12 protein-coding genes and 2 tRNA genes (1 of these 14 running past the window's edge) are annotated in these 13,491 nt (G+C 61.8%); 10 read left to right on the top strand and 4 right to left on the bottom strand.

The window, feature by feature from the left end; translation table 11 throughout:
- Nucleotides 1-66 precede the first annotated feature (66 nt).
- From ttcA to rpmH, 4 genes are all read right to left on the bottom strand, one after another.
- The gene (ttcA, locus tag JL2886_RS07455) at nucleotides 67-954 is read right to left on the bottom strand and encodes a tRNA 2-thiocytidine(32) synthetase TtcA (protein ID WP_065271428.1); all 888 of its coding nucleotides are present in this window, start codon (nucleotides 952-954) and stop codon (nucleotides 67-69) included.
- Nucleotides 955-1,060: 106 nt separating this feature from the next.
- Entirely contained in the window at nucleotides 1,061-1,327 is a 267-nt protein-coding gene (yidD, locus tag JL2886_RS07450) for a membrane protein insertion efficiency factor YidD (RefSeq protein ID WP_065271427.1), read from the bottom strand.
- Between the two features lie 52 nt (nucleotides 1,328-1,379).
- Entirely contained in the window at nucleotides 1,380-1,805 is a 426-nt protein-coding gene (gene rnpA / locus JL2886_RS07445; RefSeq protein WP_065271426.1) for a ribonuclease P protein component, read from the bottom strand.
- Between the two features lie 32 nt (nucleotides 1,806-1,837).
- A complete protein-coding gene (rpmH, locus tag JL2886_RS07440; RefSeq protein ID WP_008554144.1) occupies nucleotides 1,838-1,972 on the bottom strand; it encodes a 50S ribosomal protein L34 in 135 nt (44 codons plus the stop codon).
- Between the two features lie 422 nt (nucleotides 1,973-2,394).
- Here rpmH and JL2886_RS07435 point away from each other — a divergent pair, with 422 nt between their 5' ends.
- The 10 genes from JL2886_RS07435 to JL2886_RS07390 form a co-directional block, all read left to right on the top strand.
- Nucleotides 2,395-3,132, top strand: a complete 738-nt coding sequence (locus tag JL2886_RS07435) for a TVP38/TMEM64 family protein (RefSeq protein ID WP_335645307.1) — start codon at nucleotides 2,395-2,397, stop codon at nucleotides 3,130-3,132.
- Nucleotides 3,133-3,134: 2 nt separating this feature from the next.
- Entirely contained in the window at nucleotides 3,135-4,553 is a 1,419-nt protein-coding gene (locus JL2886_RS07430) for a dihydrolipoyl dehydrogenase family protein (protein ID WP_065271424.1), read from the top strand.
- A 15-nt stretch (nucleotides 4,554-4,568) separates the two neighbouring features.
- Nucleotides 4,569-5,954, top strand: a complete 1,386-nt coding sequence (locus tag JL2886_RS07425) for a sensor histidine kinase (protein WP_065271423.1) — start codon at nucleotides 4,569-4,571, stop codon at nucleotides 5,952-5,954.
- A 90-nt stretch (nucleotides 5,955-6,044) separates the two neighbouring features.
- A tRNA-Arg gene (locus tag JL2886_RS07420) sits at nucleotides 6,045-6,121 on the top strand.
- Nucleotides 6,122-6,211: 90 nt separating this feature from the next.
- A tRNA-Arg gene (locus tag JL2886_RS07415) sits at nucleotides 6,212-6,288 on the top strand.
- Nucleotides 6,289-6,507: 219 nt separating this feature from the next.
- On the top strand, nucleotides 6,508-7,947 hold the full coding sequence (locus JL2886_RS07410) for a methyl-accepting chemotaxis protein (RefSeq protein ID WP_420480635.1): 1,440 nt from the start codon (nucleotides 6,508-6,510) through the stop codon (nucleotides 7,945-7,947).
- 167 nt (nucleotides 7,948-8,114) lie between these two features.
- Nucleotides 8,115-8,867, top strand: coding sequence for a 5-oxoprolinase subunit B family protein (locus tag JL2886_RS07405; protein ID WP_065271421.1), 753 nt, complete (start codon nucleotides 8,115-8,117; stop codon nucleotides 8,865-8,867).
- Nucleotides 8,864-9,895, top strand: coding sequence for a biotin-dependent carboxyltransferase family protein (locus JL2886_RS07400; RefSeq protein ID WP_065271420.1), 1,032 nt, complete (start codon nucleotides 8,864-8,866; stop codon nucleotides 9,893-9,895). The genes JL2886_RS07405 and JL2886_RS07400 overlap by 4 nt, the downstream gene beginning before the upstream one ends.
- Nucleotides 9,892-10,665, top strand: a complete 774-nt coding sequence (locus JL2886_RS07395; RefSeq protein ID WP_065271419.1) for a LamB/YcsF family protein — start codon at nucleotides 9,892-9,894, stop codon at nucleotides 10,663-10,665. The genes JL2886_RS07400 and JL2886_RS07395 overlap by 4 nt, the downstream gene beginning before the upstream one ends.
- A 190-nt stretch (nucleotides 10,666-10,855) precedes the next feature.
- On the top strand, nucleotides 10,856-13,491 hold the 5' portion of the coding sequence (locus tag JL2886_RS07390) for a 2Fe-2S iron-sulfur cluster-binding protein (protein WP_065271418.1). 577 nt of this gene lie beyond the right edge of the window; 2,636 of the gene's 3,213 nt are visible here — the first part of the coding sequence; its start codon is at nucleotides 10,856-10,858; its stop codon lies off the right edge, out of view.

Raw genomic sequence — 13,491 nt, 5'->3', positions numbered from 1 at the left:
GAGCGGACCTTTCACCTTCTGCACAGGGGTGCATGCAAAGACTATGATCCGCTTCTAACTGCGGAGTTAACGCAATACGGGAATCTTGTCCAAATCTTCTGTTTCTGATGGGTTTTTCACGCTCAACCCTACAAAATCGAACAGTTTCGGGTCAAGAAGATGCGAAGGACGTGCATTCATCAGGGCCCGGAACATAACCTGGCGGCGCCCGGGGCTGTTTGATTCCCACTGATCCAGGATCTGTTTGACCTGCTGGCGTTGCAGGCCGTCCTGGCTTCCGCACAGGTCGCAGGGGATGATCGGGTAGTTCATCGCCTTGGCAAATTTCTCGCAATCCGCCTCGGCCACATGGGCCAGGGGGCGGAACAGGAAGAGGTCGCCCTCTTCATTGACCAGCTTGGGCGGCATGGTAGCCAGTCGCCCGCCATGAAACAGGTTCATGAAGAACGTCTCAAGGATGTCATCGCGGTGATGCCCCAGCACAACTGCGGAGCAGCCTTCCTCGCGCGCGATCCTATAAAGGTTACCCCGGCGCAGGCGGGAGCACAGGGCGCAATAGGTCCGCCCCTGTGGCACCTTGTCGACGACGATACTGTAGGTGTCCTGATATTCGATGCGGTGCGGAACGCCCATCTTTTCAAGGAATTCCGGCAGAACCGTTGCCGGAAAACCGGGCTGACCCTGATCCAGATTGCAGGCCAGAAGGTCCACCGGCAACAGCCCACGCCATTTCAGTTCATATAGAACCGCAAGCAGGGTGTAGCTGTCCTTGCCGCCGGACAGGCAGACCAGCCAGCGCGGCGTGGTGCCGTCCGTGCGTCGTTCCACCATGCCGTATTGATCAATCGCTTCGCGGGCATAGCGGACTATGCGTTTGCGCAGCTTCTTGAATTCGGTGGTGGAGGGCGCACCGGCAAAGAGCGGATGGATTTCGTCCAGATCATCATCAAGCATGACGGCCCCGTAGCCTGTCAAAACGGCTTTGCCAAGAAAAAAGCGGGGCACAAGGTTTTGAGCCGAGAGTGCCTGTCGTGGGCGCTGGGTGGGGAATAGCAGCCCCTTAACCCTGTGACTTGCTCTTTTGTTCGGTCTCGTGCTGTGGATCGCTGCCCGGTACCGGATCGTAGCCATCTCCGCCCAAGGGATGGCAGCGGCCGATTCGCCGCAGAGACAGCCATGTTCCCTTTACTGCGCCGTGTTTTTCCAGCGATTCCAGCGCATAGGCCGAGCAGGTGGGTTGATACCGGCAGTTAAAACCGACCCAGGGACTGAAGATCAGCCGATAGGCGCGCACGGGCAGGGCAAGGATGCGGGCAAAGAAGGTCATGTTGATCAAGATAGGAAGCAGGTTGGGCCCGGGGAAGGCCCCGCAGACAGGATCAGCCGTGAATCTTCTTCAGGGCGTAGATCAGGTCGCGTTTCAGTTCTTCGAACGGGCGCTGGGCGGTTTCATTGGCGCGGCCAATGAGCACGTAATCCCAGCCGGGGCGACCGTGACTGGGCAGAATCATCCGAGCCACCTCGCGCAGTCGGCGTTTGGCCCGGTTGCGGGCAACGGCATTGCCGACCTTTTTTGAGCAGGTGAAGCCAACGCGAATGCCGCCGGTATCCCGGCGGTTGCGACCCTGGACCATCATGCCCTTGCTGCCCTGACGACGCGCGCGCGCAGCCGCAAGAAACTCGCGGCGCTTGGTCAACACCTCAATCCCTTGCGGGGATTCGGCGCCATCTGGACAAACGGAAACCGCCGAAGGCGTGTCCCGGTCGTCGGCAGAGCCGTCTTTGGGGGCCTTCGGCGGTGTCATACCGTCAACGCGGATCAAGCAGTGAGCGCGGTTTATGCGCTCAGCTCTTTCCGGCCACGTGCGCGGCGTGCGTTCAGGATCTTGCGGCCTGCCTTGGTGGCCATGCGCGCACGGAAGCCGTGGCGGCGTTTGCGAACCAGGTTCGAAGGCTGATAGGTGCGTTTCATCGCTCCGGTCTCCACATTGTATCTACGGGCAGGGCGCGGAATCGCCTCCCGGGGTCAAATCTCGAAGCCCGGTCATTAGAAGGGATCGGGCGGCAAGTCAAACCCATTGGCCGGTGTTTTCGCCGCTTTTCGTCCCCTCATGCAATATTTATGTCAAAATTCGGGGGGCTGCGGCGCTGTCGTGTCACGAAAACCGGTGGGATTGTTACAGAGCGCGCATGTGGGCCAGTGGATTTCTCACGAAAAATGTCCGGTGATCAAGCGCCCGTGAACTGCTATGCGTCAGGCTCGTGCCGGGGCCATATTGATCATAGAAAAATGCACCGGAGCAGCAAAAGGCGCCGGGGCAGGCGGATCAAGGGGGGCGGACCTCCCCCGGTGTCCGTGCCCTGCCGAACAGCCAAGACATGGGTGAGAGCAAGATGACAGACCTCAAAAAGCCGGGCATCGCGCGGCACCTGCCTTTGATTATCGTGGCTGTGGTCGCGGTGATCGGAGCCGTGACGCTGAAGGATTACCTTACCTTCGACACGCTTCGGGACAATCGGGAGGCGCTGTTGCAGTTCCGTGATGAGAATCTGATCGGCCTCGCGGCGGTTTTTGCGGCCGTTTACATCGTCATGGTCGTGTTTTCGCTGCCCGGCGCCGCTGTTGCTTCGGTGACCGGCGGGTTCCTGTTCGGCCTTGCCACCGGGACTACGCTCAATGTGGTCTCGGCCACCATCGGTGCAGCAGGCATCTTTCTGGCGGCGCGCTGGGGGCTGGGCGAAACACTCTCGGCCCGCTTCGAAGCCGCCGAAGGACGCGTGCAAATGTTAAAACAGGCGCTGCGGGAAAACGAGATTGAGGTGCTCCTGCTGTTACGCCTTGTTCCGGCGGTACCGTTTTTCGTGGCTAATCTGCTGCCCGCCATGGTCGGGGTGAAGTTCGGAAACTTCCTGTGGACGACGGCGGTGGGAATCATCCCCGGCGCCATCGTCTTTACCTGGATCGGTGTTGGTGTCGGCGCCGTGTTCGACCGAGGCGAGGATCCCGACCTGTCGCTCCTGTGGGAGCCGCATGTGATCGGCCCGATTCTGGGGCTCTGTGTGCTGGCGGCCATGCCAATCATCGTCAAATCGCTGCGCCGCAAGGGTGCAGGCAAAACGCCGGAGGCATGATCATGCAGCGTATTAAATGTGATCTGCTGGTCATCGGGGCCGGGTCAGGTGGCTTGTCTGTCGCGGCCGGGGCCAGCCAGATGGGCGCCGATGTGGTCCTTCTGGAGGGGCACAAGATGGGCGGCGATTGCCTCAACTACGGTTGCGTACCTTCAAAGGCGCTGCTGGCCAGCGCCAAGGCGGCCTATGGCGCCGCGCATTCCGCGGCCTTCGGGGTGGCTGATCAGGTGCCGCAGGCGGATTACGCGGCGGCCAAGGATCATGTTCAGGATGTGATCGACACCATTGCACCGGTCGACAGTCAGGAGCGGTTCGAAGGGTTCGGGGTGCGGGTGATCCGTGCGCTCGGGCGGTTTATTTCTCCGCGCGAGGTGGAGGCGGGCGATCACGTCATCACCGCGCGGCGGATTGTCATCGCCACGGGATCGTCGCCGCTGGTGCCGCCAATCCCCGGGCTGGATCAGGTGCCTTATGAGACCAACGAGACCCTGTTTGATCTGCGCGAGCGCCCAGATCATCTGCTGATCATCGGCGGTGGCCCCATCGGTCTGGAAATGGCGCAGGCGCATGTGCGTTTGGGCAGCAAGGTGACGGTGATCGAAGGTGACACCGCGCTGGCAAAGGATGATCCCGAGGCCGCAACCCTGGTGCTGGATCATCTGCGCGCCGAAGGCGTTGAGATTGCCGAACAGGCCCTGGCCAGTGAGATTCGCGGCGCGGCGGGGGCTATTGAAGTTGAAGCAAAGGATGGCCGCATCTTCAAAGGTACGCATCTGTTGGTGGCGGTCGGGCGCAAGACCAATACGGAGCGGCTAAACCTGGACGTAGCGGGGATCGAGACCACGCGCTCGGGGATCAAGGTCGATGACAGCCTGCGCACTACCAATCGCCGCGTCTATGCCATCGGTGACGTGGCCGGGGGGCTGCAGTTTACCCATGTGGCGGGATATCATGCCGGGGTGATCATCCGCTCTGTCCTGTTCGGGCTGCCGTCAAAGGCAAAGACCGCCCATATTCCCTGGGCCACCTATACGGACCCGGAACTGGCGCAGGTCGGCCTGACCGAAGCAGAGGCGCGGAAGAAACACGGCAGCCAGCTGGAGATCGCGCGGTTTGATTTCAGCCACAACGACCGCGCCCTTGCCGAGCGCAAGGCGAAGGGTTTCATCAAGGCGATGGTGGTCAAGGGCCGTCCGGTGGGGGTCACGATTGTCGGCCATCAGGCAGGCGAACTGATCAACCTCTGGTCGCTTGTTCTGGCCAATAATATGAAGATGAGCCAGGTCGCGGCCATGGTCTCGCCCTATCCGACGATTGGTGAGGTTAACAAACGGGTCGCGGGGGCCTATTTCTCTCCTCGTCTATTTGATAATCCCAAGGTTGAACGCGTGGTCCGGTTCGTACAGCGCTGGATCCCCTAAGCCGGAAGGGGCGAAATGCTGAATACGCTGTCGGGCAGATTTCTGGTTCTGACCACGGTCTTTGTAATGCTGGCCGAGGTGCTGATCTTCGTGCCCTCCATTTCCCGGTTTCGGCTGGATTACCTGTCGGACCGTCTGGAGCGGGCGCAGCTCGCCTCGCTGGCGCTTCTGGCGGACGACATGCTGGATTCGGAGCTGGAGAAGGAGCTTCTGGCGAATGCGGGAGTCTTCAACGTGGTCCTGCGCCGGGACGAGATGCGCCAGCTGGTGCTGTCCTCGCCGATTCCGCAGCCGATCGAAGGTACCTTTGATCTGCGCATGGCCGGGCCGTTCACACTGATTTCCGATGCGATGACGCGTATGGTGACGCCCGGAAACCGCATTATCCGGGTCATTGGCGCGCCGGTGCGAGATGCCGGGCTGCTGATCGAAATCACCATGGAGACCGCGCCCCTGCGGTCGGCGATGATCGATTATGGCGTTCGTATTCTGATCCTGTCGGCGGTGATCTCGGTCTTTACGGCGCTTTTGCTGTTCATGGCGGTGCGGGTGTTCCTGGTGCGCCCGATCAAGGGCGTTGTGGGCTATATGCAGCGCTATGCAGCCGCGCCCGAGGATGCGCGGGGAATCATCCAGCCAAACGCAGGCGTAACTGAACTGCGCGAAGCCGAAGAGGCGCTGATGAAGCTGCAGACCGAGCTGACCCACGCGCTGAAGCAGAAAGAACGGCTGGCGCAGCTGGGCGGAGCGGTGGCCAAGGTCAGCCACGATCTGCGCAATATCCTGACCTCGGCGCAGCTGTTCACCGACCGCATCGAAACCAGCGAGGATCCACTGGTGCGCAGGCTGGCGCCCAAGCTGGTGAATTCCATCACAAGGGCCGTTTCGCTGTGCGAAGGCACGCTGGCCTTTGGCCGTGCCGAAGAACCCGCGCCAACATTTGCTTTCGTCTCCTTGCATGAGATCGCCTGTGACGTCGCCGAAAGCGAGACCCTGGCGGCCAGCGGTGGAGAGGTCGAGATCGTGGCCTCGGTCCCGGCTGGACTGACTGTGCGGGCAGATCAGGAGCAGCTCTACCGGATCGTGATGAACCTGGTGCGCAACGCCCGCCAGGCCATTGCCGCGACCGGAAAGCCGGGGCAGGTCAAAATCACCGCCAGCGAAGAGGATGACGCCTGGATAATCCGGATCACCGATACCGGGCCGGGGCTGCCAAAAAAGGCGCAGGACAACCTGTTCACCCCGTTCCAGGGTGGCGCGCGCAAGGGGGGCAGTGGCCTTGGCCTTGCCATCGCGCAGGAATTGGCGCGGGGCCATGGCGGCGCCGTTTACATGCGTCAGACTGGCCCGGAGGGCACGGTTTTTGAGATCTGCCTGCCCAAAGGAGACGGAGCGTTTTAAGTCGCTCACGCGCCCGTGCGGGTGCGCTGAAACTAATTTCGTTTTTGGGGTTGCGCCTATCTGCGGGTCACATTAAACCCCGCCACCAGTGGACCGATAGCTCAGCTGGATAGAGTACTTGACTACGAATCAAGGGGTCGGGGGTTCGAATCCTCCTCGGTCCGCCACTACCTGAAACACTGAAAATGGTGTGGACGGCGCAGGTTAGACGAATGGTAAATCCGCATTCGTCTGGGAGCCTTAAATCCCGCAGCAGTGGACCGATAGCTCAGCTGGATAGAGTACTTGACTACGAATCAAGGGGTCGGGGGTTCGAATCCTCCTCGGTCCGCCACTGCTTCTCTTCTCCCCTTTACTTTGTTCCGGTGTGGCAGAGACGTCCTGTCGCAGTGGAGCGGGCATGCCGCATTTTCCCGTCGGCATCTATCCCGTCGAAGCGTGAGCTATTCTTTTGCACCGCGGATTTTCTGCAAGCGTTAAAGTTTAGATAGAGATTTCCGGATAGTTTGAGCTTTCAGTACACAACCAATCCAACTCATCGCGGAGCGCTGGAGTGTTTTTTAAAGGTAGGACGCGGGCAGCGCCCGAAAGATCGGAAATGGATCGCGTGCTCGTGGATATGATCGAGCGAACTCAGGCGGTTATCCAGTTCAAAGCTGACGGAACCATCATCTCTGCGAACGAGAATTTTCTTTCGTTGCTGGGATACCAGCTCGACGAGATTGTCGGCAAAAACCATGCCATGTTCGTGGATTCGAAATTTGCAGCAAGCGGGGACTATGCACAGTTCTGGACGGCGCTGCGAGCCGGGCGCAATATGTCGGATCAATATCCCCGGCTTGCCAAGGATGGGTCGGTGGTGTGGATCCAGGCGACCTATGCACCTGTGGTTGGTGCCGATGGTGTGACCGAAAAGGTCATCAAGGTTGCAACCGATGTCACCGCCCGCCGCCGTGCCCTCCAGGAGGTTGCCGCCGGACTTCAGGCGTTGAGCGAGGGAGATCTGCGTCAGCGGGTCAATGTGCGCAGCTCGGAAGACACGGTGGTAATCGCCAAGGCCTTCAATCGCTCCATGGAACAGCTGGAAAAGGCCGTTAACACGGTCAAGAATGTGTCCTTCGCGGTGGAGCAGACCGCATCCGAGATCAGTCAGTCGTCCACCGATCTGTCGCATCGCACCGAAAGCCAGGCAGCCACGCTGGAGCAGACGGCGGCGGCTTTGGAACAGCTGACATCGACCGTGCGCGCTGCTGCTGAAGGCGCGCGCAAGGTCGAGGAAATTGTTGGCAACACGCAGTCTGTCGCCGTGCAGAGTGAGCGGGTTGTATCCGATGCCATTGGCGCCATGTCCGCGATCGAAAACTCATCCGAGCGGATCGCCAAGATCATCACTGTGATTGACGAGATCGCCTTCCAGACCAACCTTCTGGCGCTGAATGCGGGGGTTGAGGCCGCCCGTGCCGGAGACGCAGGGCGTGGGTTTGCTGTTGTTGCCGCAGAGGTCCGGGCGCTGGCGCAAAGGTCGGCGACGGCGGCGGGTGAAATCAAACAACTGATCGACGAGAGCAAGGACAACGTCGGCACTGGCGTCGATCTGGTTGGCCGCAGCGGCGAGGAACTGAAGCGAATCGTCGATGCGGTGGGGACGATCTCCGGTCACATTTCCGAGATCGCCACCGGCGCTTCAGAGCAGTCCACCACTCTGGTCGAGATCAGCGCCGGCGTTTCGCAGCTGGATCAGGTGACCCAGCAGAACGCGGCCATGGTGGAGCAGACGACGGCCGCGACACAGATTCTGTCCAACGATGCGTCGCATCTGATGCAAGAGGTGCAGTCCTTCAAGACGCGTCCTGATATCGGCATGGAAACCAAGGGTGAGAGCTCTGGGAAAGGCCCCTCGGCCAAGGCTTCCGCCCCCCGGCCAAGGCCAGCCGCGCCGGTTGCGGTCGGGAACGCCGCCACGGCTGAGGCTGTGCGCTGGGAAGATTTCTGAACCCTCTGATCGACACGCGCCGCCTTGTCTTGGCTGGTACGGAGATGTCTCCTGTTATGGGGGCGGGGGTGCCCTCGCGGGGGCCTGATCCCCGGCGAGGATTGAAACTGCTGTGTTGACACTCCCGCCCTGCGCCGCAACGTTTGCGCGCAAAACAGGGGGCATGAATGACTTCGCACGTAGCTTCGGATTTCCCAATGATCCGCACGGTCGGCCTGACGGGTATGCTGGTGACCTTTGCCGATGCATTGAGTGAGCCTTCGAACCGGGCGACACTTGCCTTTCGTCAGCGACTTGAGGCGCTGGGCCTTGATGGCGTGCTTGAAACGGCAACCTCGCTGGCCTCGGTCTATATCCGTTTCGATCCCGCGATCCTTGATCATCACAGGCTACAGGCCCGGCTTGAGGAAGAGCTGAGTACCCGGGATTGGTATCAGCAGGCGCTGCCGCCCGGGCGCAGGTTCTGGCGGGTCCCCACCGTCTATGGCACCGATCTGGCGCCGCAACTGGCAGAGGCCGCCGATGCTGCGGGGATGAGCGAGGCGCAGGCCATCGACAGTCTGGGATCGGCGCGGGTGCGGGTTCTGACCATCGGCTTTGCGCCGGGGCAGCCTTATCTGGGTCCGCTGGGTCCTGAATGGGATCTACCGCGCCAGACCGAGCTGACGCCGATGGTGCCGCGCGGCGCGCTGGTTCTGGCGATCCGTCAGTTCGTGTTGTTTTCTTCTGCCACACCGACGGGTTGGCGCCATGTCGGGCAGACGGGTTTCATGATCTTCCGCCCCGAATCCGAAGCACCCTTTGCGCTGCAGGCGGGCGATGAGTTGCAGTTCGAACCGGTCTCGCGCGCTGATTTCCTGAAATTGCGAGAGAGTGATGCAGCCATGGGCGGCGCCATCGCAGAGGAGATCCCGGCATGAACGCGCTGAAAGTGCTGAAAATCGGCCCGGCGGCCTCGGTGCAGGACGGCGGGCGTCCGGGTCTACTGGATCAAGGTGTGTCGCGCGGCGGCGCTGCGGATGTGCTGGCGTTGGCTGAGGGCGCTGCCTTGCTGCGGCAGGATCCGGGGCTGGCCGCGCTGGAAATGGGCGGCATGGGCGGCACTTTCGAAGCAACAGCGCCCCTGCGCATTGCCCTGACCGGGGCACCGATGGCCGCGACGCTGGATGGGGCGGCGTTGGCGTGGAACGCCAGCCACCGGATTGAGGCTGGACAGCGGCTGGACATCGGCCCGGCCCGGCGCGGTGTTTATGGCTATCTGCACCTAGGGGGCGGTATCGATACGGAGCCGGTGCTTGGCTCCCGCTCCGCCCATGTGGCGGCGGGGCTGGGCCGGGCAGTCGCCGTGGGTGATCTGTTGCCTGCCGGACCGGATGCACCGGGCGAAACGGGGCTGACCCTTGCTGCAGAAGACCGGTTTCAGGGCGGCGAGCTACGCATCGTGGAGAGTTTCCAGAGCGCGCTGTTCCCACCCGATGTGCGCAACCGCTTCGCGGAGACAGAGTTCACTCGCGGCAGCCGGGCCAACCGGATGGGGGTTGAGATGCTGTCGGACGGGGAGGGCTTTGCGGCTGCCGGGCAGCTCAACATCCTGTCCGAAGTGATCGTGCCCGGTGATGTGCAGATGACCGGCGACGGTAAACCCTTCGTGCTGCTGCGTGAGGCCCAGACCACTGGCGGATATCCCCGGATCGGGACAGTCCTGCCTTGCGATCTGCCCAAGGTGGCCCAGGCACAGGCGGGCGCGTCGATACGGTTCCGCTGGGTCTCGCTGGAGGAGGGGTTGCAGATTCAGGACGCATATGACCGGGCGCTGCGCGCCTTGCCGGGCGATTGCCATCCTCTGCTGCGGGATCCCGCAGATATTCAGGACCTTCTGTCCTATCAACTTGTCAGCGGTGCGGTCTCTGCTTTGGCCGACCCCTTTGCCACTGGAGGCGATACATGAGCAAAACTGTCGATCTGAACGCGGATATGGGCGAAAGCTTTGGCCCGTGGAATATGGGTGATGACCAAGCGCTGCTGGACGTGGTGTCCTCTGCCAATATTGCCTGTGGGTTCCATGCCGGCGATCCGGATGTGATGGCGCGTACCATGGGGCTGGCCCGCGACAATGGCGTCGGAATCGGCGCGCACCCCGGTTTTCCGGATCTGCAGGGTTTTGGCCGCCGCCGGATGCATGTGCCGCATGAAACGCTGGCCAATCTGGTACGCTATCAGCTGGGTGCAGCGCGCGGCATGGCGGCGGCGCTGGGCACCGAAGTGCGGCACCTGAAACTGCACGGCGCCCTGTCCAACATGGCCTGCACCGACTACGATATGGCGCGGGCTTGCTATCAGGCGGCACTGGAGGTGGATCCGGACATCATCGTCATGGTGCTAGCGGCCACGGCCATGGAAGAGGTGGTGCGGGATCTGGGCTGCAACTGGTGTGGCGAGATCTTCGCGGACCGCGCCTATAACGACGATGGCACCCTGGTTGATCGCAGTCAGCCGGGTGCGGTGATCCATGATCCGGAACTGGCCGGTCCGCGCATGCTGCAGATGGTCACGGAAGGCGCGATCATCACCGAAAGCGGCAAGCGTATCCCGACCGCCATCGACACGATCTGCCTGCACGGGGACACACCGACGGCGGTGTCTCTGGCCCGCGCGGTGCGCGCCAGCTTGACCGAAGGCGGAGTGGATGTCCGCCGTTTCGACGGCCGCACGGGCTGATCCGTCGCTTGGCTGTCGGCCTGATAAGAAGTGGAGAGCTGCGTTACCTAGCGCGTCTCTCATTATTGTTCTTAAATTATTCAGTGACTTAAGTGGATTTTATGTGAAATTGGATATTGGCTGCTACCGATAGGCCTGTACCTGCGGTATAGACTGCGCAGCTTTTTCATTCACAGCAGGATCCGGTGTTATGGCGATGCGTTTCTTCTCTACTCGTGACCGGCCCGTTCATCTGGGGCCTTTCCCGCTTGAGCGGCTGGCGCGGGGCAGGATGCCGGATCTCACTGCGGTGCCTCCGTTTCAGCCGCTGACCTTCAGCCGCCCGGATCTGCCGGGGTCGATCGTCAACGCCATGGGCGATTATCAGGCGATGATGGACGCCATCCGGGATGGACTGGTCAACAAGGTGCAGGCAGGCTGCCCGGAGGATCCCCAGGTGCGGGCAGATCATATCAAGGCGTTTGGCTATTTTGCTGATGCTGCGATGGTCGGGATCGGCCCGGTGCCACAGTCGGCGCATCTGCAGCAACCCTATCGCAATCCGGATATCGACCGGCTGGCCCATGATCTGAAGACCAAGCAGACCAAGACGCTGGCTTCGGGCATTGATATGATCATGGCGGATCTGCGCGATGCCATGCAGGCGCCGCCCAGTGGGATCGGCGGGCATACCCGTGCGATCACCTTCCTTTACGAGATGCCGCGCGACCCGCATCCGGGTGAGGATGGCTGCGACTGGCTGCACGATGCGGAACATCACCGCGCCTGCCTGCGGGCCAGCGAAACCGCCGTGGTGCTGGCCAATTACATTCGCCTTCTGGGCTGGGACGCCAAGGCGCATACCGGCACTTCTGCAGATGTTGATCTCAATCAGTTGGCTGTGTCTGCGGGGCTGGCAACGGTGAAGGGCTCCCGTTTGCAGAATCCCTATCTGGGGGATCGCTTTGGCCTTGCGGTGGTGACCACCGATTTCGATCTTGCGATGGATCGTCCGCTGGCGCCAGAAGACCAGCAGCCGGGCCTTTCTACCAAGGGGCCGAAATGGTGGCTGGGCGTTGGTTCGGAACGTTCGGCGCTGAATGGCGATCCCTTTGCGGCGCGGGATTTCAAGGATGGGCCGCATCCCTTTGAAACCCTGAAGCGGGTCGATACGCCGACCACCTATATCGACGAGGCGCGCGTCGCCCGCGTTCCCAAACGCGCCGACATGTTTGCCCGCAGCCAGTTCGGCGACATGGGCAAGGCAAATCAGAAGGCCGCGACCGGTGGGCTCTATGCGCGCAAGGCGGCGCCATCGATGGCACAGCGGCGGATGCTGGGGGCCTTTGTCCTTTTGCAGGATGGTGAACCCGCGCGAGGACCGCGCCCCGTGGATGCAGAGCGCAACGCCGCCAACGTAAAGGCGGCCAGTTACTGGCTGGGGATCGACGCGGTCGGCATCAGCCGCTGCCCCGACTGGACCTGGTACAGCCATGACGCGACCGGCACGCCCATCGTGCCCGACCACGATCAGGCGATCAGCATGATCGTCGATCAGGGCTTTGACACCACCGAGGGCACATCGGGTGATGACTGGATCGCGGTGGCGCAATCCATGCGGGCCTATCTGCGGTTTTCCCTGCTGGGCGGGGTGATCGCGCGGCAGATCCGCAACCTTGGCTACAAGGCCAAGGCACACACCGTGATGGATGGCGAAGTCCTGCAACCGCCGCTTTTGCTGCTGTCGGGGCTGGGGGAAGTCAGTCGCATTGGCGAGGTGATCCTGAATCCCTTCCTTGGCCCGCGCCTGAAATCCGGGGTGGTGACCACCGATATGCCGCTGGCGCATGACAAGCCGATCGACTTTGGCCTGCAGTCCTTTTGCGAGAGCTGCAACAAATGCGCCCGCGAATGCCCCTCGGGGGCGATCACGGCCGGACCCAAGCTGATGTTCAACGGCTATGAGATCTGGAAAAGCGACAGCCAGAAATGCACCACATATCGGATCACCACGCCGGGCGGCGCCATGTGCGGGCGCTGCATGAAGACCTGTCCGTGGAATCTTGAGGGGATCTTTGCCGAAAAACCCTTCCGCTGGGCGGCGATGAAGCTGCCCAAGGCGGCGCCTGCGCTGGCGAAACTGGACGATGCGCTCGGCAATGGCGAGATGAACCCGGCCAAGAAATGGTGGTGGGATCTGGAGCTGGAAGAGGACGGTGGCTATCGCCCGACTCGTCACCCGGTCAATGCCCGCGGTCTGCAAAAGGATCTCGATCTGAAGTACGAGGATCAGACTCTTGCGGTCTATCCCGCGCCGCTGGCGCCGCACCCCTGGCCCTATCCGTTCCCGATGGACCGGGAGGCCGGGATCGAGGCCTATCAGGCGATGGTCACCGCCGAAGAATATCGATCCCGCCGGGCGCGCGGGGAAACCGGGGCCTGGGATCACATCTATTCCAACGACGCGGACAGTCCCGTGCTGCAGGTGATCGTCTCCAAGGTCGAAGATATGAGCGCCGATGTCAACAAGTATGAATTCCGCAGCCCCGATGGCAGCGACCTGCCGGAATGGACCGCCGGAGCGCATCTCGACATCGTCGTGGCGCCGGAATTCCTGCGGCAATACTCCATGTCGGGCGATCCCGCCGACCGGTCAAAGTATCAGATCGGTGTTCTGCGCGAGGATGCCGGGCGGGGCGGCTCTAAACTGCTGCACAGGATCTTTACCGAAGGGCGCCGGATCTTCATTTCAAAGCCGATCAACCATTTCCCGTTGGAGGAGGGCGCTGCGAAGTCCTTCCTGATGGGCGGCGGCATCGGCGTCACCCCGATGATCGCGATGGCGCA

This window comes from Phaeobacter gallaeciensis (assembly GCF_001678945.1).
Taxonomy (GTDB): Bacteria; Pseudomonadota; Alphaproteobacteria; order Rhodobacterales; family Rhodobacteraceae; genus Phycobacter; species Phycobacter gallaeciensis_A.
Note: the sequence above shows the minus strand (reverse complement) of the source record. Positions and strands in the feature narration are given on the sequence as shown.